Source organism: Microbacterium sp. Mcb102 (assembly GCF_024519805.1).
Taxonomy (GTDB): Bacteria; Actinomycetota; Actinomycetes; order Actinomycetales; family Microbacteriaceae; genus Microbacterium.
The window spans coordinates 72,645-95,322 of record NZ_JALJRG010000009.1 but is presented as its reverse complement, the minus strand read 5'-3'; the positions used below and the strand labels follow the sequence as shown (position 1 = coordinate 95,322).

Genomic DNA, 22,678 nt, shown 5'->3' with positions numbered 1-22,678 from the left:
CTGTCCGCTGCGGGTCAGCGAACGGTCTCGTACAATCGCTTGGCGACGTCGGCGATGTCGATCGGGTTGGCCTCCAGCACCTGCGCGTACTTGTCGCGCGGCACCGCGGCAAAGCCCGAGAACGCCCCGGCGATTGAGCCGGCCATGCACGCGACCGTGTCGGTGTCGTCGCCCGCGTTCGCGGCGGCCTGCACCGTGAGCCATGGGTCGCCCGCAGCGGCGACGAAGAAGCCGAGTGCGGCGGGAACCGCTTCGGCGGCCGGCAGGCCCGTGCCGATCTCGGCGGCGATGCGCGTGACGAGTCGGTCCTGGTCGCGCTCGGTGATCGCGATCTCGGCGGCGCGCTTGGCCCGCTCGTAGACGCTGGGGGCCGGGACCTCGCGGCCGAGCTCACGCCCGAGTCGCTCGCCTTCCAGGGCAGCCCAGAGGAACGCGTCCACGACATCGGTCACGGTCGCGTCGTCGACGAGCGCCGCGGCGACGGCACCCGCGACGGCCGCTGCTCCGGCGACACCGACCGAGGTGAAGTGGCTGGGGCGTGCCGTGATCAGCGCCGCCTGCACAGCGCCGTTCACGTCGCCCGGGTGGGCGAGTCCGGCCGCACCGGCGCGCATCGCGGCACCGTTGCTCGCCCCGGTCGTGGCCTCGTCACCCGCAGCGCCGATCGTTTCGGGGTCGGCCCCTTCCTTGAGCGCGGCCACGGCACGACGGGTCGTGGGGCCGGCGAAGTGCGGGAAGTAGTCGGTGTTCGTCGACCACTCGAGGATCATGTCGGCGACGTCGCGCGAAGTGATCGCGGTGCCCGTTCGGATGAAGACCTCGGCGAGCATGAGCAGCTGGCTGCTGTCGTCCGTGATCTGCGCGGCGTGACGCCCCTTGGAGTAGGGCGAGTCGGCCAGCGGCTTGTGGAACTCGGTCACCGGTCCGCCGAAGAGCGCGCGGATCTGCGGGATGCTCCGCGTCTCGGTCGGCGCGCCGAGCGCATCACCGATCACCGCGGTCGCGAGCGATCCGAGGATCTTGTCCTCGAGGCGGGTGAACCGCGTCGGGTCGGTCTGCGGGGTCGTGGCGGTCGGTTCAGTCATGGATGTCTCCTCTTTCTTGTGAGTCGTGGGAATGCGGCCACCCGGGTAACCCGCCGGAGCGGGAGCCAAGGTGGCTGATGGCGCGGGCCGCGTGGGCGGCCGCGGCTGTGAGAGCGTGGTCGACGCTGCGGTCCGCGAGCAGTGCCGCGATCACCGTGCCGGCGAAGGCATCGCCCGCTCCGGTGGTGTCGACTACGCGGGGTACCTGCACGCTGGGCTGCGACCAGATCGCGATCGAGCCGTCGCCGGCGGATGCCCCGAGCAGGGAACCTCCGGCACCGCGAGTCAGAACGACCACGCGGTGCCCCGTGTCCTGCAGCAGAGCTCGGAGCGCGGCTTCGTCGTCGGTGGTGCCGGTCAGCGTCTGGGCGGCGCCGGTGTTCACGATGGCCAGGTCGGCCAGCGCGATGAGCGCTCGGGCCCGGTCGGGATCCTCGGCGACGAAACTGCCTTCGACGTCGACGCTGGTCCCCGCTCCGGCCGCTCGCGCGCGCTGGATCAGGTCGTCCGAGCCGGGCACGTCGGCGAGCACGTGCAGCCAGCGGGTCGCTGCCAGCACGTCCGCCCCGACACGCGAAGCGTCCGGCAGCGAAGCGGGCGTGCGACCGCCGAGGAGGCTCTTCTCCCCGTCGGCGGCGACCGCGACGGCGCACCACCAGGTGAGTTCGTCTGCCATCACCTCGACGTGGTCGGTCGCGATCCCCGCGCTGGCGAGGGCGCGGATGCATCCGATGCCGAACGGGTCGTCGCCGACCCGCGAGAACAGCGAGACGCGCAGCAGCGGTTCGGCCAGCCCCGCGGCGACGGCGAAGTTCGCGCCCATGCCGCCGGGGTGGATGCCGAGGCTCCGGCCGATGGACTTCGCGTCGCGACCGGGGAGGGTGTCGACGTCGACCATGAGGTCGATGCCGGTATCTCCGACCACGAGCAGGTCGATCGCCCGCTCGCCCCGCACCGGGGTCGAGGGGATGAGGGTGCTGAGCTCGCTCATGTGCGCTGCCTCCGTACTCGCAGGGTGTCGATCAGGACGCTGACGATGAGGACGGCGCCGAGGAGTCCGATCTGCCAGGTGTTGCTCACGCCCGCCAGCTGCAGGCCCGAGTTCAGGATCACGACGAGCACGAGGCCCAGCAGTGTCCCCGACACCCGGCCGATGCCGCCGGTGATGACGATGCCGCCGAGGACCGCGATGGTGATCGACTGCAGCTCCATTCCCGCGCCCGCCGCCGCTTTCGCGTTCAGCAGCCACGAGGCGTTGACGACGGCCGCGAGACCGGCGAGCGCACCGGAGGTGATGTAGAGCCCGGCGCGGGTGGCGCGCACGTTCACTCCGGTGAGGAGAGCTGCCTGCGCGTTGTTGCCGGTCTCGTAGATGCGGCGTCCGGTGGGTGTCCGCGACAGGACGATCGCGGCTATGACGTAGGCGGGCAGGAGCACCAGGATGACCTGCGTCGGGAAGCCGGCGATCTTGCTCTGACCGAGGAACGCGAAGCCGGAGCGGTCGAATCCGTTGATGTCGATGCCGTTCGTGAGCACCAGCGCCGCGGAGGCGAACAGGTACAGCGTGGCGATCGTCGCGATCAGCGGCGGGATGCGGAGCAGGGTGATGAGCGCCGCGTTGACGCCACCCAAGAGGGCTCCGGCCGCGATCGCGCCGAGCGCTGCGACCCACGGATCGAGTCCGACGTTGACTGCGAGAAGTCCGAAGACCACGCCCGACAGGCTCATGGTCGAGCCGACCGACAGGTCGATGCCGCCGCCTCCGCCGAGGATGACGATGCTCTGCCCGAGGGCGAGCAGGCCGAGCACGGCGCCGTACTGCGTCATGGAGAGCAGGTTGTCGGGGCGCAGGAAGTACGGCGACAGCAGGCTCATCACGACGACCGCGATGACGATGAGCAGCGCCAGCGAGACGCGGCGGTCACTCCACGGAACAGACCTCATCACGCGGTTCATGCGAGACCTCTCAGGATGGGGCGGTTGGCCTTGCGGGCGGCGAGGACGTCGATGGCCACGGCGAGGATGATCGTGGTGCCGACCATGAGTCCGTTCCACAGCGGCGGGACGCCGGCGAGGACGATCCCGTTCTGCAGCACGACGATGAAGACGAGGCCGCCGAGGGTGCGGAGGACGGATCCTTCGCCGCCGAGGATCGAGGTGCCGCCGACGACGACCGCGGCGATCGCGAGGAGCGTCAGCTCGTTGCCGCTCGAGGCCTGCACCACGCCGACCCGGCCGACGTAGATCAGGCCCGCGAGTCCGACGAGCACACCGATCGTGAGGTAGCTCAGGAACGTGAGTCTGCGGACCCGGATGCCGGCCAGGCGGGCGGCCTCGGGGTTCGAGCCGGTCGCATACAGCTCGCGGCCCGAGGGGCGCTTGTGCATGAACCAGGCGAGGAAGGCGTAGACGACGATCACCAGGCCGACGACCATGGGCACGCCGAGCACGCGTTCGCCCGAGAAGATCGGGGCGATCGGGCTGGCGAACAGGTCGTTGCTGTTCCAGAGGGCGAAGAGCGCGGTCTGGAAGATCGCCGCGGTGCCGAGCGTCGCGATGATGGGCGGTACCTTGCCGAACGTGACGAGGCTCCCGTTGATCGCGCCGAGCAGGGCGCCGACGACGAGGGCGGCGAAGACCACCACGAAGGCGGGGAGCCCTGCGCCGCTGAGCTTCGCGACGGTCCAGGCGACGATGCCGACCGCGAAGCCGGTGGAGACGTCGATGCCGCCCAGGATCACGACGAGCGTGACGCCGGCGGCGACCAGCGCGAGGTCGGCGGAGTTGTAGGCGATGTTCGCGAGGTTCTCCGGGGTGAAGAAGCGCGGCGACAGCAGCGAGAAGACGATGAACTCGACGACGAGGAGCACCGGAAGCAGCGCGAGCTGCACGCGCCGGAGGGTTCGGGAGTCAGCCATCTGCGCTCACCCCCGCTCCGACGGCGGCGCGGAGCACGGCATCCTCTGTCGCCTGCTCGCGGGTGAACGAGGCGGTCATGTGCCCCTCTCTCAGGACGTGGACGTGGTCGGACAGAGCGATCAGCTCGGGCAGCTCGCTGCTGATGACGAGCACGGCGACACCGGTCGCGGCGAGCTCGCGGATGTCCCGGTGGATCTCCGCCTTGGTGGCGACGTCGATGCCACGGGTCGGCTCGTCGAGGATCAGCAGCCGCGGCTCGGTGGCGACGGCGCGGGCGAGGAGCGTCTTCTGCTGGTTTCCGCCCGAGAGGGTGAGGATGCCGGCGCGGCTGGTCGCGGTCTTGATCGAGAACTTCGTGATCCAGGACGAGACGAACCCCTGCTCCTTGGCGACGCGGATGACGCCGGTCGTGGTGATCTTCTCGTGCGTGGATGCCGTGAGGTTCTCGGTGACGTTCATGAACGGGAAGACGCCCTGGGTCTTGCGGTCTTCCGGGACGTAGGCGACGCCGTGGTTCAGCGCGTCGCGGGTGCTCCGCGGGGTGAACGGGCGTCCGCCGAGGGTCATCGCGCCGGAGGTGACGCCGGTCGCGCCGAAGATCGTGAGGGCGACCTCGCTACGGCCGGCGCCGACGAGTCCGTACAGACCCGTGATGCGTCCGGGGAACACCTCGAACGAGATGTCGGCGAACTGTCCGTCGACGGTCAGACCGTCCACGGTCAGCGTGGGCGCGGTGCCCGCGGGAAGGGGCGGGCGCTCTTCGGCGGCGAGCGGGGCCAGGGCAGCGCCCGAGCGTCCGCCCATCATCTTCAGGAGCGGCTCCTGGGCGGGGTCGTCGGTCTCGCCGACGTACCGGCCGTCGCGGAGCACGATGAACCGGTCGCCCAGGCGCTCGAGCTCGTCGAAGCGGTGGGTGATCGAGACGACCGAGGTGCCCGCGGCGATCAGCGTGTCGACGATGTCGAAGAGGCGCTCCGATTCGGCTCGGGTGAGGATCGAGGTCGGCTCGTCGAGGATGAGGATGCGCGCGTCGACCCGCACGGCGCGGGCGATGAGCACCTGCTGCTGCTCGCCGAGCGACAACTCCCCCATCTTCCGGTCGAGGAGCTTCTCCGGCAGGTGGAGTCGGCGGAGCAGCGCGGTGGCCTCGCGGCGCATCGCCCTGGCGTCGACGGAGCCGAGCCGGGTGCGGGGCAGGTTGCCCATGAACAGGTTCTCGATCACCGAGAGGTGGGCGAAGAAGGCCGGCTCCTGGTACACCGTCGAGACGCCGAGGGCGAGGGCGGCGTGCGGGTCGGCGGGGGCGTAGGTCTCGCCGTCGAGGGTCATGGAGCCCTCGTCGGGGCTGTAGACCCCGGCGAGGAGCTTCATGAGCGTGGACTTGCCAGCGCCGTTCTCGCCCATGATCGCGAGGCGTTCGGCGCGGCGCACCTCGAGGGAGACGTCTTCCAACGCGACGACCGCGCCGAACCTCTTCGAGAGGCCGCTGACCGCGAGGAGCGGGGTGGGGTCAGAAGTCGAAGTCATCGACATTCTCCTTGGTGAACACGGTCGGCTGGCCGAGCAGCAGGGTCTGGGTGGCTTCGTCGTAGCGGACGGGCTCATCGAGTCCCGGCACGTCGTTCTCGGCGGCGAAGTCCTTGCCCTCGATGACCTGCGTGAGCGCCCAGACGGTGAGGTAGCCGAGGTCTTCGACGTTCCACAGCACGCTGGACTTCATGACGCCCGAGGCGATGAAGGGGGCGACGGTCTTGGGGCTGCCGAAGCCGGTCACGGCCACGTCGCCGGCCTTGCCCGCGTTCTGCACGGCCTGGGCGACGCCCGGGACCGCGGTCGAGGGCACGGCGATGATGCCGGCGAGGTCGGGGTAGGCGGTCAGCAGATCCTGGGCCTCGCGCAGGGCTTCGGCACTGTCGGCGGTGTGGCGGATGCCGCCCACAAGCTCCATGTCGGGGTACTCGGATTCCTGGCGATCGACGGCCGCCTGCGACCAGGAGTTGAAGGTCGCGACATCCGCTGCGCCGGAGACGATCGCGTACTGGCCCTTGCCTCCGGCCTGGTCGGCGATCTGGTCCATGGCCGTCTGGCCGAGTTCCTCGTCGCTCGCCTGCGAGACGAAGACGCTGCGCTTGCTGTTGGGAGCATCCGCATCCGAGGTGATGACGGCGAGGCCGGCGGAGGATGCCGCGGCGATCGAGCCGTCCATCGAGGTCGGATCGAGGGGCGAGATCGCGATGCCGTCGTAGCCCTGGGCGACGAGTCCGTCGACGATGCGCTTCTGCTCGGCGGAGTCGGCCTTGGCGGGCCCGGACTGCGTGTACGAGACGCCGAACTCCTCGGCGGCCTTCTCGGCGCCGGTCTTGAAGCCGGAGAAGTAGGGGATGCCCTCAACCTGAGAGACGAAGGCGATGCGGGTGTCGCCGTCGCCGCTGCCGGAGGTCGCACCGGGAGAGGTGGACGAGTCGGGGGCCGTGCAGGCGGCGAGAAGGCCGAGAGCGGCGAGCAGAGCGGCGGCCGTCGCTGCGGTGCGGCGGAAGTGGGTGCGTCGTTGCATGATCTCTTCTCTTCGTTGATCGAGGGGGTGGCTCGCCTGGCTTGTATGGTGACGTCGGGTGCGAGCGTGAAAGCGACGATACCAAGTTGTGGGTACAACTTCAACAGGTGTAGGTACATTTGAAAATATGTGTAGGTACATCTTCTGTGTGGCACAGTGACAGGGTGACGAAGCCGGCCTACCAGCAGATCGCCGACCAGCTGCGACAGGAGATCGCGGACGGCCGGTGGAAGTCTGGTGAACGCCTCCCCGGCGAGCTGGAGCTAGGCGAGCTCTTCGGCGTCAGCCGCAACACGGTGCGCCAGGCCCTCAACGTGCTCACGCAGGTGAATCTGCTGCGGCGCCAGCGCGGCTCGGGCACCTACGTCAGCGAGCAGGGCATGACGCACACACTCGGCGACCTGCGCAGCTTCACCGACGTGATGCGCGACCTCGGCCTGCGGCCCGGCATCCGCGACATCGTGATCGAGCCCGACCCCTCGCCGCCTCTCAACGCCACCGACTTCCTGCCCGGAGCACACCTCTGGCGCATCTCCCGCGTGCGCATGAACGACGACCGCCCGTTCTGCCTCATGGTGTCGTGGGTGCCCGACGAGATCGGTGCGCGGCTCAAGGCCTCGGAGTTGGAGCGGACCCAGTCGCTGTATGCGCTGTTCGCGGAGCTCGGCATCTACCTGAAAGAGGCGAGCGAGAAGATCCGCGCCGAGGCCGCGACGCCCGAGCAGGCGGCGGCGCTGGGAGTCGCGGAGGGGTTCCCGCTGCTGACGATCAACCGGTGGACGAGCGACACCTCCGGGCGGCCGGTGGAGTACGTGTCGAGCTCATCACCGGGTGACCGGTATGAGTACTTCGTGAAGCTGACGCAGTAGAGGGGGCCGGAGGGGTCTGTCCGATCTACCCGGGTAGATCAGGCGTAGCGCTCAGCGAGCCAGGACTCCCCGACGATGGGAATGCCGTAGTCGCGCGCCTTGCGTGCTTTGCCGGAAAGCGAGTCAGGGTCGGCCGCGACCACGAGGCGCGCCGCCTTCGTTACAGCAGGCTTCGCTACGATCCCGTGTTCGCGGAGGCGCTGCTCCCACTCGGAGCGCGCTCGAGTCATCTCACCGGTCAGAACGACGATGTCCCCGGGATTCAACGTGAACACCGTCGTCGCCGGCGGTACTGCGATCTCGACCGGCTGAGCAACCGCATCCAGCACGATCTCCACGGGCACCTCCAGAAGCTGCGCGACCGAGATCAGGTCGGCGCGCTCATCCTCAGTGATCACGCCATCTGCCCAGGCGATCTTGACCAGCGCGGCGAGGTAGTCGCGATGCAGCCGCTCGACCGTTGCGCGCGGCAGACCCACTCGATCCGCGAACGCGACGAGGGCATCCTTCTCGTGCTCCGACAGGTAGCGATCGAGGAGGCACCGCTCGACGAGGGCGACATACTCCGCTTGCTCGTCGGAGTCGCTCACATCCGGAACGCGGTCGATGATCCGCTCCAAGAAGCTCGGCGAGTAGTCCTCGACGTTGGATCGCGCGAGCCACTCTCCGCGCTCCCCTGTGTACGGGGCCAGACGCTCGGCCTGCCCGAGTAGGTCGCGCCAAGAGGACTGTTCCGTGCTCGCCACGAAAGCACCGAGCAACTCAGCCGTCGCGCGCGCATCGACGGCTGCACGATGCGCCCCACTGAGGTCGATATCGAACGCCGCACAGCAATCAGCTAGTGTGCTGCTCCCGCCGAGGTGGGTGCGCGCCAGTCGCATCGTGCAGAGGCTGACGAATGGCACGCCTGCCCAGTAGGCCGCGCGCCCCAACTCGGCTTCGAGGAAACGCATGTCGAAGGAGGCGTTGTGCGCCACGACCACGCGCTGTGAGAGCAGATCGACCAGGTCGGCAGTGATCCCCCGGAACTGCGGTGCTCGCAGGATCTCCCGGGCGCTGATGCCGTGGATGTCCTGCCGACCGAGGTCTCGGCCCGGGTTGATGAGCGTCTCCCACTGACCCGTGATCGTGCCGTCCGGCTCAGAGTGAACCACAGAGATCTCGATCGCCCGGTCAGTCCCCTCGGCATAGAAGCCCGTCGTCTCGAAGTCGATAGTCGCGAAGCCGGACGAGGGCACGGGAATCGAAGACATGACGTCACCTTATCGACGGCAGGCCGCGCCGAGGATGCCAGCGAAGTTCGCGGTCCTCACATTCCCCTCGTCGCTGGCCTGGCGCGCCGAACGAACTAGCCAGCCTTGAGGGCCGACGTTTGCGCACCGTCGAGAAGAGGAGGACCGCCGCGGTGAGCGGGATCTGCAAGCGATCGACTCTGCCCGTCAGGATGGGGATCGAAAGTGCGGCAGGATGACACTGTCTGGAACGCCAGCGCTGGCGTCACCTCCGCGACCAAGGAGCAACTGCATGAATGTCTGGGGCGTCCACAACAACGTGCTCACCAACGAACTCACCGATGCCGGGTTCATCAGCATCGGCTGGGACGAGCTCGGCTCGCTGACAGACATCAGTGGCGGTCGAGAGGGGATCAAGTCGCGTCTGAGCGAGCTCAACCCCGACGCGAAGCCGCGTTCGATCGCAGGGCAGGCAGGGGTCCTCGTGCGCTTCCGCGACGAGATGCAGGTGGGTGATGTCATCGTGGCTCCGTTCAAGCCGAACTCCACGATCAACATCGGAATCGTCACTAGCGCGTACTACTTCGAAGCCGACGTGCCGGTCCATCGACACCGCCACAAGGTCGAATGGAAGCAGCTGGGTCTGCCCCGGACTGTCTTCACACAGTCCGCCCTGTACGAGATCGGGTCCGTTCTCGCAGTGTTCCGCATCCGAAACCACACCGATGAGTTCCTCGCGGCACTCAACAGTGACGGCAGCTCGGTCGAGCAGGTTTCTGAGGCGGTCGAGAAGAAGATCATTGAATCGCAGACGGCAGACGACACGGATGACGAGCCGCGCGCGTCTCGAATCGAGCGTCACACGCGCGACTTCGTTTTGGAGGCGCTTCACAAACGGCTGACTCACCAGGAGTTCGAGGACTTCACGGCTGCGCTTCTCCGCGCCTTGGGCTACCAGGCTCGCGTGACGCAGTACTCGCAGGATGGCGGTGTCGACGTGATCGCACATCGTGATCCGCTCGGCGTTGAGCCGCCACTCATCAAGGTGCAGTGCAAGCACCACACCGGCACGATCGGCTCCCCCGAGGTACAGCAGCTCATCGGCACCCAGGGGCTGGGGGAGCTGTCGCTTTTCGTCACGTTGGGCTCCTACACGCGCGACGCCCTGGCAATCGAACGACAGCGTCCTGGCCTTCGACTTCTCACCGGCGAGGATCTCGTCTCGATGGTGCTCGAGAACTACGAGAAACTGCCCCAGCGGTGGCGCGCGGAGATTCCGCTGACAAGCGTGCTTGTCGTGTCGGACAGCGCCGAAGACTGACCGCTGTGGGGGAAGATGAAGAGTGCGTGTGCCCATCGGCTTCGCGCCCGAGGACGATAAAGCGGGAGTCTCTTCAGTGGTCAACCACGTCAACTTCATCTGGAACATCGCGGAGTCTCTGCGCGGCCCATTCAAGCCGGCTGAGTACGGATCGGTGGTGCTGCCGTTTACGGTGCTCCGGCGTCTGGATGCGGTACTCTCTGAGACCAAGCCGAAGGTGCTGAACGTCGCGAAGGCGACGGAGTCGATGCCCGACATGCTGCGGCACCTCCGACTGACTGAAGCGGCTGGTCTCCAGTTCTACAACACGAGCCCGTTCGACTTCGCAAAGCTCGTCGCCGACCCGCAAGACCTCCGTGCGAACCTGTCGGTCTACCTCGCCGGTTTCTCCGAGAACGTGCGCGACATCTTCGAGCGATTCGAGTTCAATAAAACGCTCAACAAGCTGGCGGAGAAGAACAAGCTCTATGCTGTTTTGGAGAAATTTGCTCAGGCAGACTTCCACCCGGAGGTTGTCAGCAACATTGAGATGGGGCTGGTGTTCGAAGAGCTCATCCGGTCGGCGAACGAGCGCTCGAACGAAACAGCGGGCGACCACTATACGCCTCGCGAGGTGATCACCCTCATGGTTCAGCTTCTGTTCGCTCTCGACGATGACGCGCTCTCGAAGCCGGGCGCCGTACGTTCGATCTATGACCCGACTGCTGGCACCGGCGGCATGCTCTCGGTGGCCGATGAGTACTTGCGCAGGATGAACCCCGGAATCCAGCTCAGCCTGTACGGGCAGGATTACAACGATGCTTCTTACGCGATCTGTAAGGCCGACATGGTCATCAAGGGCCAGGATGTCGATAACATCGCCCTCGGTGACACCCTCACGGAAGACGCCTTTGAGGACAAGAAGTTCGACTACGGGCTTTCCAACCCACCGTTCGGCGTCGACTGGAAAGATCAGCGCTCGTATGTCGAAGCGGAGCATGCGCAGCTTGGCTTCAACGGCCGGTTCGGTCCCGGAACCCCGACCGTCAGCGACGGTGCGATGCTATTCCTTCTCCACCTGGTGTCGAAGATGCGCAAGAAGGAAGATGGTGGTTCACGGGTCGCGATCGTCCTTAACGGATCGCCGCTATTCTCTGGTGGCGCCGGTGGGGGCGAGTCAAATATCCGAAGGTGGCTACTCGTCAACGACCTCGTTGAGGCGATCATCGGGTTGCCGAAGGACATGTTCTATAACACCGGCATCTCCACCTATATTTGGGTTCTCAGCAACCGCAAGAACAACGAGCGCGCGGGTCGCGTTCAGCTCATTGACGGCCGGGAGATGTTCACCAAGCTTCGAAAGAGCCACGGGTCAAAACGCAACCAACTTTCTGCGAAGGACATTGAGACTATCGTCAGGCTCTACTCCGGATTCGAACAGGACGAGCGCGCAAAGATCTTCCGAAACGAAGATTTCCTTTATCGCACCATCACCGTCGAGCGGCCACTAAAGCTCAACTGGCAGGCGACTGCCGAGCGGATTGATGCGGTCTTCACCGCGAAGACGACACAGAAATTGAGCGAGGTGGACGCCGCGGCCCTGCGCTCCATCCTGGAAAGCCTCGGCTCAGAGACCACGTGGAAGAACCGAGCACGATTTCATGAGGCTTTGACGGATGCGGCACGGGCGGCAGAGTTCGGTCTAAGCACTCCGCTGGTCAAGGCAATAACGGTGGGGCTCGGCGAACAAGACGACACCGCGGACGTGTGCCGCGATTCGAAGGGCAACGTCGAGCCCGACCCGTCGCTGCGGGACACCGAGAATGTGCCCTGGAACGAGGACGTTGACGAGTATGTGAGTCGTGAGATTTTGCCGCACGCATCGGACGCGTGGGTGGACCGAGCTAAGTCCAAAGAAGGTGCAGAAATCCCCTTCGCCCGACACTTCTACCGATACGTGCCACCGCGTTCACTCGACGAGATCGACCGTGATCTTGAGGTCGCTATTGACGAACTGCGGGCCATGCTTCTTGAGGTCGAGCGGTGAGCACAGTTCGGTTCGGAAGAGTTGTCAGACTCATGAGCGGACGCTCCGCCATGCGGAGACAGTTTCGCATTGGACTCGAAGCGATTGAGAAAGGCACGGGGCGGTTGCGTTTCGATCCGGACGTTCGATATGAGGGGGACGGGATCGAGTTCCAACGCGGCGATGTACTCTTCGGCAAGTTGCGTCCGAATCTTCGAAAGGCATGGCTCGCAGACAGGGCCGGGGATGCTGTCGGAGACTTCCATGTCTACCGGCCCAACGAGTCGTTGGTAACGGAGCGATATCTGGCCTATCTGGTGCTGTCCGAACCCTTCCTCGAGCCTGTCATCGCATCGGCGAACGGAGCCAGGATGCCGCGGGCTGACTGGCGGGAAGTCCGCAACATCAGAGTCTGGATCCCGTCGATCGCTCAGCAGCGGGGGATCGTCAACCACCTGGACCGAGAAACAGCGCACATCGACGCGTTCATTGCGAAAAACGATGAACTGATCGCGCTTCTGGGCGAACGCCGCGCCGCCGTTATCGCTGCAGCCGTGACAAGGGGTATCGCTGAGAATATTGAGCTCCGAGATAGCGGCGTCGCCACGCTCGGAGCGATTCCCGTCGGCTGGACGGTCCGTAGCATTCGCGACGTAGGTCGGGCGATCACCGGATTGACGTACTCGCCTGACGATGTCTGCAGCGAGGATGAAGGAGGAACGCTCGTGCTACGCGCTAGCAACATCCAGCGTGGCGAACTGGCCTTTGAGGACTGCACCTATGTCACGACGCCGATTCCAGCTGCGCTCAGGCTGCGCCCAGATGACATCATCATCTGCGTGCGAAACGGCAGCGCTCAACTCATCGGTAAAAACGCCTTAGCAACCGACGAGGTTACGGGTCACACGTGGGGCGCGTTTATGGCGGTACTGCGAACACCGATTAACGACTATCTGCACTGGGTCCTCAACTCGACGATCTTTACCTCGAGCATTGGGTCTTTTACGACTTCGACGATCAACCAGTTAACTTCGGGTACGCTTCACTCGCTCCAGTTCGCGATGCCGCCCTCGGAGGAGCGGCAGGCGATCACCACGTTCCTACACGAAGAAATTGGCGCGATAGATTCAGCGATTCGTACGGCGATGCGAGCAGCCGACTTTGCACGTGAGCGTCGCGCGGCGCTGATCTCTGCCGCGGTTACAGGAGGAACCCAGGCGCCCGTAACTAGGCGCGGTGTCCACGAGGGTACGATGAGCCGCTCGGACTGAACCGCGCCTCCCCGCAGGACTATGTTTCAGCCATGAGGACCCCAGCAAGAAGGAGCAGCAGGAGTGACTACCTCAAACGAGTTCGCCCACAGGCGTGACGGGACGGACCTAGACCTCGCAGCGCTGGTTGCTTCGATTGCCACGGAAATCGCCAACGCTCAGGACGCGTTAAACGAGATAAGCCGGGTGGTCGATAGCATAACCGGAGACGTCTTGCTGGAGCGCGCAGACCCGGAGAGAGAATGAGCGCCGAAGCTTCCGGGGCGGAGATCGAACTCGGGTCGCTGGTAGATCGAGTCCGTCAGACCTTCATGCCGGAAGAGTTACCAGCCGATTCGATCTACGTTGGCCTGGACTGTATCGAGCCCAATGCAGGACGGCTCTTGAAACAATCTATCATTGCTGATGTTACGAGTCGCGTTACCAAGTTTAACCGCGGCGACATTCTTTACTCACGCATGCGACCGTACCTTCGGAAGGCAGTTGTAGTCGATTTTGACGGCTATGCCTCTCCTGAAGTTCTCGTTCTCCGCCCTTCAGCTCGCATTCACGGCGACTATCTCTTAATGTTGCTGCTAAGCCAGCACTTCACGAACTATGCTAATGAAAGAGCAACTGGCGATAGACCTCGAGTCTCATTCGACACTATCGCGGGCTACCGTGCTCGGCTGCCAACCATTGAAAAGCAAAAGCTCATAAGACGCATGGACCGAGCTCTTGCCGAATGCGCATCGAAGCTCGCGGCGGTCTTGGATGCCTCGCAAACCGCGACGGAGTTCGCGGTCGACCAGGTTCGGTCACTGTTGCTGTGGGGTGGCTCACCCAGTGATGAGCCTGTGCCGCTGGCGGACTTGCTGACAGCGATTGACTACGGAACATCTGTACGCAGCACGTACGAACTGAGCCGGGCCGTGCCCGTGTTGCGGATCCCCAATATAGCTGCTGGCGGCAACATCGACGGGAGCGATCTCAAGTATGCGCCAATGGACGAGCGCGAGCTCGAGAAGTATCGCGTGAACGAGGGTGACCTACTGATCGTTCGATCAAACGGCAGCCTCTCGCTCCTGGGCAGGTCCGCCATGGTGACTTCCGAGTACGACGGGTATGCATTCGCGGGCTACCTGGTTCGCGTCCGTCCAATACCCAGTGTCTCGAGTGAATACTTGCTTGAGCTATTCCAAAGCGTAGAGTTCATAAACCTTGTGCGCACTTCACCCCGCTCTTCAAGTGGAATCTTCAACCTGAGCGCAAGCCAGCTCGCAAGCTTTCATGTTCCGAACAAGGCGCGAGAGGAGCAGGATAATGTCGGTGCCCACCTCTCGAGGCTACGCATCGCTACGCGTTCGCTGCAGAGCGCTCTCGCCGTCGCCCACAACGACGTCGTGAAGTTGCGTGAACAGGGCCGCGCGCTCCTTCTGGGCCAATCTGTTGAAACGAGACAAGAGGTCGTGCCTGATCGGGAAAAAGTCGGGCCCAAACCGCCGTCTAGCAAAAAGGCACACACTTCGAGCACCGAAGAAATTGACCAGCTTCTTCTCAGCCAGCTTGATAAAGCACCCGCTCTACCGATATCTTTCGGAGCCCTCTATGAGGAGATCGTCGCTGACTACGACACTGTCCGGGATGCAGTTTTCAAAATGCTGCAGTCCCACCCACCAGTCCTGGCTCAAGAATGGGACGGACCCACTGGGACAATTCTTCTTCGGCGATCAGCATGAGGATAATTCACCTGTCGATCGACAGCACCACCCTGTATGGCAGCGTCCTCGACGGGTTTCGACTCACTCTTGACCGAGGCCGATCCACTGGTGAGATGCTCTCCACCGTCTGCCTCATCGGCGCCAATGGCGCAGGTAAATCGCAACTCCTTCAACGGATCGCGGAGATATTCCAGGATGCCTGGCATACGTGCTCTCCGGAACAAGAGAGGGCCGACCCCAACAACGGTCTGAACTTCGAGATTGTCTACGAAGTCGAGCGCGCACCCGGGAGTCGACAGGTGGTGCGGCTGCATAGAAGTGCTGCGCAGACCAATCGTTCCGATGTCCGACTCGAACTCGAGGATGGCGGCCGATGGCAGGAAGTCGAGTCCAACGACCCCCGCTTCGGAGAGCTGCTACCTCCCGTCATTGTCGGCTACACCTCCGGCGACAATGAGACGCTGAGTCTCCCCTTTTTCCGCAGTCGAGCCGCATACGCGAGAGATGTGGCAACCACAGCTCTCAATGCGTCACGTCGGTTGCAAACCGTGCCTGATAGCAGGCTCCTTCTGGTGGACTATGCGACCAACCTGGAAGTCCTGATCGCGAATCTGATGCTCGGGTCACATGTCGCAGCGGAAGAGCTACTTTCCCACGCGGACCTCGCAGATCTTTCGTCGTGGCGTTGCGTGATCCAGCTGCAACCCTCAACAGTCGGCAGAGGTGGCGTTAAGCTTACTGCCGAACTGGAGCAGATTATCGCCGACCTCAGGTCAGCCTCGACCTGCCAACATTACGACCGCAGCACGGGTACCTACACCCTTGACTTCCTGGTCGACGACCAATCTCGCAAAGCATTCGCGGCACACTGGGGAAGTGCGGTCGATCTGTACCGCGCATTTCACAAGCTTGCGATGTTGAACGATCTCGCCATTCCGAAGAAGGCGCGCGCGCGCGTAAATCGCGAAATTGAGATCGGGAGATTCGCCGCGCGCCTCCCAGAACCGCAGGATGAACAGAAAGTTTTCAGGTTTGAGGAGGTACGGTTCCGCCCCAAGGATCCCAAAGGTACCCCCATCGACTATGTCGCGCTTTCCGACGGAGAGCATCAGCAGGCTCAGATCCTTGGAATTCTGTCGATGATTACTGATTCTAATGCGCTCTTTTTATTCGACGAGCCAGAATCACATTTTAACCCCCAGTGGCGAGTCAAGTTTGTCTCGAGAATCCAGGACCTTTCCTCGGCAAGTTCCGCCTCTCGTGAGCTGGTTTTGTCATCTCATGCTCCATTCGTCCCGTCCGACATGCCAAGGGAGCGCGTTGTTGTCCTAGAACGGAACGGCTCCAAGGTGACCGCCCGGAACCCGCGCACCGAGACCTTTGGTGCCAGCTTTGATCAGATTCTTCGAGACTGTTTTGAGATCAATCCGCCCATCTCGCAGGTCGCTCGCGAGGAGATCGAGCGCTTGATGGCCAGCAACGATGTGAACGAGATGGAGCAAGCGATCTCCGGAATCGGATCCTCGGTCAAGAGAGCCTTTCTACTCGATCGGATTAATCAGCTGAAACTCAGGGATGCGGATCTTGCTGTATAGCTTTCCTCCGGTTCCACCGGTATGGAATTGGTTCCAGGACTTCTTGATTGCGCTCGTGCGAGAAGCAATATCCGCGCGAATCGATCAGCGTGATCCCCGCGCATGGGGCGACATCGTGCCCAGCGATAGGCGGGTTGCCCTCAAACGTAGATACGGTCTTAGGCGCCGCTACGAATCGCTATGCGAATCGACGGCGGGTCTCGGAGCGGAGTATATGGAGAGCTTGCGGGAGTACCTCGATTTAGACGACTACTTCGATCGAGTTCTGGGCGGCGAATTCTCGCTCCCGACGTCGCGGTCAGCGTCGAACTTCGCGTCCGACCTTGCGGCTTTGTTTACCTTTGGTTTTGGTTTGCTCGCGGAGCTGGAGCATTCATCGGAGGCTGGCATCAGCGTTAGAGATCAGCTGTATCGTCGCGCTTATGATTTTATGCCCGGTCACTTTTGCCCATTTTGCGGCATTGACAGGTTTGACCCACCGCATCCACGCTTTCCCCGCCACGCGCTCGACCATTATCTGCCGATATCTCGTTATCCATTGTTCGGGGCGCACCTCGCAAACCTGGTTCCGATGTGCGACCGGTGCAATAGCAGTTTCAAGATGGACGAGGACATCCTTCGAGACCACGGCGAGCCTCGACTATGTGTTAACCCGCACGAAGGTCCGACCGCGAGAATCTCGCTACTCGGCAGTGAGCCGTTCGGAGCCGGTGGCTCGATCAGCATCCCGAACTGGAGTATCGAGTTCGTTCCTTCACGCCCTGAATTCGAAACGTGGGATAGCGTCTTTAGGATCCGTCTTCGATATACGGAAAGCGTCTTGAATGCTGAATACGAGGCGTGGCTCGAACAGTTTGCAGCCTGGGCCGTCGACGCCCGTATCCAGATAGTGAGTAACATCGATGCCCGTGATGCCCTGGGGAGGTGGGCTCAGCTGTGTCCAGAACTGGAAGATCGCGGCTTTCTTAAGCGGCCAGCATTTGAGATGCTTGCCGCCGCCGCGATGCGGCCCGACGCGACAGGCAGGCGGGTGACCGATCTCGTTAGATCCTTGTGCGAGATCAACGCGTTAAGCGAGTGCTCTCCGAGTTGAAGGGGGATGGCCGCCCTTTCTTGTACCGCTCGAAGCTTGCGGTAGGGCATGGTGGAGGGTGTGAACGGTGCACACCTCGAAACTGTCCTAGAGAGCGAGATTGCCGAGTACCTGGCGGCAAACATGTGGGAGTATTCGGCGACTGACGCAGGCTATGACCGCGAGCTCGCGTTGTTCCCTGAGGACGTGCTCGGCTGGCTGATCGATACACAACCGACCGAAGTCGACAAGGTCGTTCGCCCTTTCGACTCCGTCGCGCAGCGTGAGACGGCCTCCCACGGCATCCTCGCCCGGCTTGCGAAGTCGCTCGACAACGACCCGATGAAGAACGGTGGAACGATTCGCCTTCTGCACGAGGGCTTCTCGATGGTGCCGCTGCATGGGGGCGCGGTGAAGTTCCGGATGGCGCAATTCCGCCCGGCGACGACCAACAACCCCAAGACGCTCGCCGACTACGACAAGATGCGCGTGCGCGTGATGCGGCAGGTGCATTACTCGACGAAGCATCCGAACAAGGCGCTCGACTTGGTGCTCTTCGTCAACGGCATCCCGGTCGCCACGGTCGAACTGAAGACGGTTTTCACCCAGCCGATCAGCAACGCGGTCGCCCAGTACCGGTTTGACCGAAACCCGGCCGGGGAGCCGTTGTTCGCGTTCGCGAAGCGGTCGCTCGTGCACTTCGTCGTCTCGAACAACGAGGTGCAGATGACTACGAAACTCGCCGGCGCAGGCACTCGCTTCCTTCCGTTCAATCAGGGTTACGACCAGGGTGCGGGCAACCCGCCGAACCCCGCAGGCTCGGCATCCTCCTACTTCTGGGAAGAGCTGCTACAGCGGGATGCCTGGTTGCAGGTGCTTGGGTCGTTCGTGCACCTGGAGGTCGAGGTCGAGGTCGACCCCGACACGGGCAAGAAGACGCGTACCGAGAAGATTCTCTTCCCTCGATACCACCAGTGGCGAGCGGTCAACAGACTCGTGGAATCCTCACGCGCGGAGAGCGCAGGTAGTCGCTACCTCGTTCAGCACTCCGCCGGCTCGGGGAAGACGAACTCGATCGCGTGGCTCGCGCACCGGCTCTCGCAACTGCACGACGAGCAGAACGAGAAGGTGTTTGACACGATCGTGGTCGTGACCGACCGCACGGTGCTCGACAAGCAATTGCAGGAAGCGATCGGGCAGTTCGAGAAGCATGCCGGCGTGGTGCAGTCGATTACCCGCCAGAGCGGGGAGTCGAAGTCGACTGAACTCGCGGCCGCACTATCGGGCGGCAAGCAAATCGTGATCGTGACAATCCAGACGTTCGAGGCCCTGATCACTGCGATCCAGTCCAAGCCGGAGCTACAAGGTCGCCGGTTCGCGGTCATCGCGGACGAGGCGCACTCGTCGCAGACCGGCTCGACGGCGGGCGCGCTCACGAAGGTGCTTTCCCCGCAGGAACAAGCTGCCGTGGCTGAGGGAGCTCCGATCGACTCGGAGGCCTACCTGCAGTGGGCGATGGAGGTCACCGCCAACGCGTCCAACATCTCCTACTTCGCGTTCACCGCGACCCCGAAGCCGAAGACGCTGGAACTGTTCGGCCAGATCCCCGATGGTGCGGAGACGCCGGAGCCGTTCGATTTGTACTCAATGCAGCAGGCGATCGAAGAAGGCTTCATCCTCGATGTGCTGCGGAACTACACGCCCTACAAGGTCGCGTGGCAGCTGCAGCATCCTGGCTCGGACTACGACGGGCCCGGCGAGGTCGACGAGTCAACAGCAGTGAAGGCGCTTGTACAGTATGTGCGGCTGCATCCAACGAATATCAGCCAGAAGGCGAAAATTGTCGTCGATCACTTCCGTGCGTTCGCGCAGCCGTTGTTGGACGGCAAGGCGAAGGCGATGGTGGTCACCGGTTCGCGCAAGGAAGCTGTGCGTTGGAAGAAGTACCTCGACACGTACCTGTCCGACTCACGCATCCAGGGAGTGAAGGCGCTCGTCGCGTTCTCGGGGACGGTTGAAGATCCGGAGGATGTCGGTGAGGGATTGACGGAGAAGACGCAGAACCCGGACCTATGGACGTCGGATCTGGCGGCAGCATTCAAGCCCTCGACGTACAACGTGATGATTGTCGCGGAGAAGTACCAGACCGGATTCGATCAGCCGCGCCTGGTGGCGATGTACGTCGATCGCAAGCTCGGTGGTGTTCAGGCCGTGCAGACGCTCTCGAGGCTCAATCGAACGTACCCCGGCAAGGACAAGACGTTCGTGCTCGACTTCGTGAACGAGCCCCTAGAGATCTTGGATGCGTTCAAGGACTATTACCGCAAGGCGACGCTGACGGCGACGACCGACCCGAACCTGATCTACGACCTGGTGACGAAGCTCGACGGCGCCGGGATCTACACTATGGCTGAGGTAGGGCAGGCGATTGATGCCGCCTTGGCCGGCGGGGTGAACGCGAACAGCGCAGTGAGTGCCGCGACCGCACCGGCGGTCGATCGGTACTCGAAGCGGTGGGTGAACGCCGTGCTCGACGGAGATACGGCGGAGCAGGACGAGCTCAAGCTGTTCAAGAGTGACGCCGGCCAGTACGTGAAGTTCTACGACTTCATCTCGCAGGCACGAAACCTCGAGGACACCGATCTGCCGCGGCGACACTACTTCCTGCGGCGCATCCTTCCGCAGTTGTCGACGGCGACGTATGAGGAGCCGGTCGACATCTCGAACGTGCAACTCACCGAGTACAGCATCGCCGCCGGGGAAGCTGTAAAACTCACCCTGGAGCAGGGGCCCGGGCTCGACCCGATCACCGCCATCGGTTCTGGAGCGATTCACGAGAAGCACCGCAGCGCTCTCGAGGAGATCATCGGCAAGCTCAACGACCGGTTCGGTGACAAGTATGGTGTGGGCGCGGTCGATCTGACCGTGAACCACATCATGGGCAAGCTGGCTGTCGACTACGATCTCGCGCGGCAAGCTGAGGTGAACACGCCTCAGCAGTTCGCGGAGTCGCCGGCGCTGCCCAAAGCCTTCGCGAAGGCCGTGATCGAGGTGCGCGATGAGACACCGATGCTCGTAGACGACATGCTGAGCGACGGCGGACTATTCGCTGAGCTGAGCAAAGCACTGCCGGCGATGCTCTACGAATTCCTCAAGAAGAACGGCGACCAGTCGGTCGATGATTAGCAATCGTTCGACTTCCATCACACACATTGCACTGGCGTCGAAGCGCCTGGAGGACCGCCCGTGAACATTGAATCCGGTGATGTCGCATCCTGGGCCACGCTTCTCCTCTCCGTGGTCACGGCTGTGGCTTGCCGGCGGAGCGTTCCTCGGCATACGGAAGCGTGAACGACGTCTGGCGCTGGCCGGCCTCCACACATCGTTGACCACTGGGGAGACCGCCGCTGCAAGGAACACCATCGGCACGCTTCTTTATGCAGCCGCGCCGGAAGATCGCCCGCCTCGCAACGAGTGCATCAGCGCATACTTCTCATTGATCTGGGACGTGCAGGGAGCTCGCAACGTCTTCCGAGCCCAAAGGCTCCCGAGCAAGCAACTAAACGCCCCTTTGTCCCGTTGGACAAACTCACACGGGGACGCCACATGAAGGACGCCGCATGAAGGACGCCGCAGCGGCCTTGACATGGAACCTCACTGAGATCTCGGAATCTGGTTCGGTTTCATGACCTGTATGGATCGGATTGGGAGTCCAAGATCGAGACGCGTGGGACGAAATTGGAAACTTGGTGAACGCGGACGTGATCAGGCGACTTCGAGGCGTGCCGTCCGATGGTCACACGCGCTAGGCCACTGGCTAACCCCCTACCCCGCGCCCCGACCAAACCTCTCCCCCGAGCTCACCTGCTGCGCCACCCGCCGCAGCGCCAACAACAACGGCTCCACCAGCACCGACCCCAGCACCACGTACCGCACCGCCGCTTCCGCAGACTCCCCCGGCACCCCCGCGATCTCCGCCTCCGCAATCCGCCGCATGCTCGCGAGGTACTCCGCCATCGCCGCATCCGGAACGGTGAACCCGACCCGCTCCAACCCCTGCAGCGCCCGCGCGACCGCATACAGCACCGCCTCGTCGCACATCCCCGGCTTCCACCCGAGGCCCCCGACAAGAGCCTCAGCCTCCGTCAGATCCAAAGACTCATCCACTGGCGGGGTGATCGCCGCATGCGCCATCCCGAGCAGGTTGTGCGCGTTCTCCGGCGGCTCATCGAGCGCGGCCAGCACCCGCCGCGTCTCGGCGATACTCACCCCCGCGTCGAGCAGCGCCCGGATCACCCGCAGCCGCTCCACGTGCTTCTCGCCGTACGCGGCCTGAGTCGGCGCACTGCGCTCTCCCTCGGGCAGCAGCCCCTCGCGCAGGTAGTACTTGATCGTCGGCACGGTCACACCGGTCTGGGCTGACAGTTCGGAAATTCTCATGGCCACCTCTTGACTTCGATAGTAGCGCTATCCATTATGGATAGTGTCGCTATCTAACCAAGGAGCCACCATGTCGAAAGTCATCACGGGCCGCATGACCCACCGCCACGAGGGCGAGCTCGTCGTGTTCCACATCGGGATGCAGATCAACCGCTGGTGGCGCCCCGACCTGTGGATGCCGGCCTTCTTCGCCATGCCGGGGATGCTGCGCGAACTCAGCACCGACCCCGACTCGGGCATGCTCGGTTACCACCTGCTCTTCGGCTCGGGCGGACCCTACGTCGTGCAGTACTGGTCCTCCGTCGACAAGCTCTACGCCTACGCGTCCAGCCCGAACCAAGAACACCGCCCCGCCTGGACCGCCTTCAACCGCGCAGCCCGCAAGGCTCCGGGTGCGGTGGGAATCTGGCACGAGACCTTCCGCGTCGACACCGCCGAGAGCGTGTACGTCTCGACGAAGCCGATGGGGCTGCCGAAGGCGACGGAGCTCGTCGAGGTCGGGAAGCGTCAGGACCGGGCGCAGGCGCGGTTCGCGGAGGGGCGGACTCAGGCACAGCCACATCCGACCACCGCGGGCTGACGGGGAGTGAACGTGCCCGGAAAAGGTCTACCCGG

At 63.6% G+C, this 22,678-nt stretch carries 18 protein-coding genes; 10 read left to right on the top strand and 8 right to left on the bottom strand.

Translation table 11 applies throughout. The features are described from left to right. Nucleotides 1-14 precede the first annotated feature (14 nt). The 6 genes from OC372_RS18945 to OC372_RS18920 are packed head-to-tail and all read right to left on the bottom strand — an operon-like array spanning nt 15 to nt 6,558. Nucleotides 15-1,085, bottom strand: coding sequence for an ADP-ribosylglycohydrolase family protein (locus OC372_RS18945; RefSeq protein ID WP_262003791.1), 1,071 nt, complete (start codon nt 1,083-1,085; stop codon nt 15-17). Then, a complete protein-coding gene (locus tag OC372_RS18940; RefSeq protein WP_262003789.1) occupies nt 1,078-2,076 on the bottom strand; it encodes a carbohydrate kinase family protein in 999 nt (332 codons plus the stop codon). Before OC372_RS18940 ends, OC372_RS18945 begins: the two co-directional genes overlap by 8 nt. Beyond that, nucleotides 2,073-3,041 carry an ABC transporter permease gene (locus tag OC372_RS18935; protein WP_262003786.1) on the bottom strand — a complete coding sequence of 323 codons (969 nt, stop codon included), beginning with the start codon at nt 3,039-3,041 and terminating at the stop codon, nt 2,073-2,075. The genes OC372_RS18940 and OC372_RS18935 overlap by 4 nt, the downstream gene beginning before the upstream one ends. After that, nucleotides 3,038-4,003 (bottom strand): ABC transporter permease, encoded by a 966-nt coding sequence (locus OC372_RS18930; RefSeq protein ID WP_262003785.1) that lies wholly within the window; start codon nt 4,001-4,003, stop codon nt 3,038-3,040. The genes OC372_RS18935 and OC372_RS18930 overlap by 4 nt, the downstream gene beginning before the upstream one ends. After that, nucleotides 3,996-5,531, bottom strand: a complete 1,536-nt coding sequence (locus OC372_RS18925; protein ID WP_262003783.1) for a sugar ABC transporter ATP-binding protein — start codon at nt 5,529-5,531, stop codon at nt 3,996-3,998. The genes OC372_RS18930 and OC372_RS18925 overlap by 8 nt, the downstream gene beginning before the upstream one ends. Continuing rightward, nucleotides 5,515-6,558 carry an autoinducer 2 ABC transporter substrate-binding protein gene (locus tag OC372_RS18920; RefSeq protein WP_262003781.1) on the bottom strand — a complete coding sequence of 348 codons (1,044 nt, stop codon included), beginning with the start codon at nt 6,556-6,558 and terminating at the stop codon, nt 5,515-5,517. Before OC372_RS18920 ends, OC372_RS18925 begins: the two co-directional genes overlap by 17 nt. A 164-nt stretch (nt 6,559-6,722) precedes the next feature. On the opposite strand from OC372_RS18920, the gene OC372_RS18915 reads away from it, so the two are divergent. Beyond that, nucleotides 6,723-7,427 carry a GntR family transcriptional regulator gene (locus tag OC372_RS18915; RefSeq protein ID WP_262003779.1) on the top strand — a complete coding sequence of 235 codons (705 nt, stop codon included), beginning with the start codon at nt 6,723-6,725 and terminating at the stop codon, nt 7,425-7,427. 38 nt (nt 7,428-7,465) lie between these two features. On the opposite strand, the gene OC372_RS18910 is transcribed toward OC372_RS18915, so the two are convergent. Then, nucleotides 7,466-8,680 (bottom strand): exonuclease domain-containing protein, encoded by a 1,215-nt coding sequence (locus tag OC372_RS18910; protein ID WP_262003777.1) that lies wholly within the window; start codon nt 8,678-8,680, stop codon nt 7,466-7,468. Nucleotides 8,681-8,951: 271 nt separating this feature from the next. Here OC372_RS18910 and OC372_RS18905 point away from each other — a divergent pair, with 271 nt between their 5' ends. From OC372_RS18905 to OC372_RS18870, 8 genes are all read left to right on the top strand, one after another. Then, nucleotides 8,952-9,980: a restriction endonuclease gene (locus OC372_RS18905; RefSeq protein ID WP_262003775.1), complete on the top strand. Its 1,029-nt coding sequence runs from the start codon at nt 8,952-8,954 to the stop codon at nt 9,978-9,980. A gap of 28 nt (nt 9,981-10,008) precedes the next feature. Beyond that, entirely contained in the window at nt 10,009-12,006 is a 1,998-nt protein-coding gene (locus OC372_RS18900; RefSeq protein WP_315985406.1) for a class I SAM-dependent DNA methyltransferase, read from the top strand. 32 nt (nt 12,007-12,038) lie between these two features. After that, nucleotides 12,039-13,256 (top strand): restriction endonuclease subunit S, encoded by a 1,218-nt coding sequence (locus tag OC372_RS18895; RefSeq protein ID WP_262003772.1) that lies wholly within the window; start codon nt 12,039-12,041, stop codon nt 13,254-13,256. A gap of 63 nt (nt 13,257-13,319) precedes the next feature. Continuing rightward, nucleotides 13,320-13,502 carry a hypothetical protein gene (locus OC372_RS18890; protein ID WP_262003770.1) on the top strand — a complete coding sequence of 61 codons (183 nt, stop codon included), beginning with the start codon at nt 13,320-13,322 and terminating at the stop codon, nt 13,500-13,502. Continuing rightward, on the top strand, nt 13,499-14,974 hold the full coding sequence (locus tag OC372_RS18885) for a hypothetical protein (protein WP_262003768.1): 1,476 nt from the start codon (nt 13,499-13,501) through the stop codon (nt 14,972-14,974). Before OC372_RS18890 ends, OC372_RS18885 begins: the two co-directional genes overlap by 4 nt. Next, nucleotides 14,929-16,551, top strand: a complete 1,623-nt coding sequence (locus OC372_RS18880) for a restriction system-associated AAA family ATPase (RefSeq protein WP_315985405.1) — start codon at nt 14,929-14,931, stop codon at nt 16,549-16,551. Before OC372_RS18885 ends, OC372_RS18880 begins: the two co-directional genes overlap by 46 nt. Next, a complete protein-coding gene (locus tag OC372_RS18875; RefSeq protein ID WP_262003766.1) occupies nt 16,532-17,644 on the top strand; it encodes an HNH endonuclease in 1,113 nt (370 codons plus the stop codon). The genes OC372_RS18880 and OC372_RS18875 overlap by 20 nt, the downstream gene beginning before the upstream one ends. Nucleotides 17,645-17,704: 60 nt before the next feature. Next, the gene (locus OC372_RS18870; RefSeq protein WP_262003764.1) at nt 17,705-20,809 is read left to right on the top strand and encodes a type I restriction endonuclease subunit R; all 3,105 of its coding nucleotides are present in this window, start codon (nt 17,705-17,707) and stop codon (nt 20,807-20,809) included. Nucleotides 20,810-21,448: 639 nt separating this feature from the next. Here the strand turns inward: OC372_RS18870 and OC372_RS18865 are convergent. After that, complete coding sequence (locus OC372_RS18865) at nt 21,449-22,063, bottom strand: MerR family transcriptional regulator (protein WP_262003762.1); 615 nt, start codon at nt 22,061-22,063, stop codon at nt 21,449-21,451. Between the two features lie 70 nt (nt 22,064-22,133). On the opposite strand from OC372_RS18865, the gene OC372_RS18860 reads away from it, so the two are divergent. Then, entirely contained in the window at nt 22,134-22,643 is a 510-nt protein-coding gene (locus OC372_RS18860; protein ID WP_262003760.1) for a DUF4188 domain-containing protein, read from the top strand. Nucleotides 22,644-22,678 lie beyond the last annotated feature (35 nt).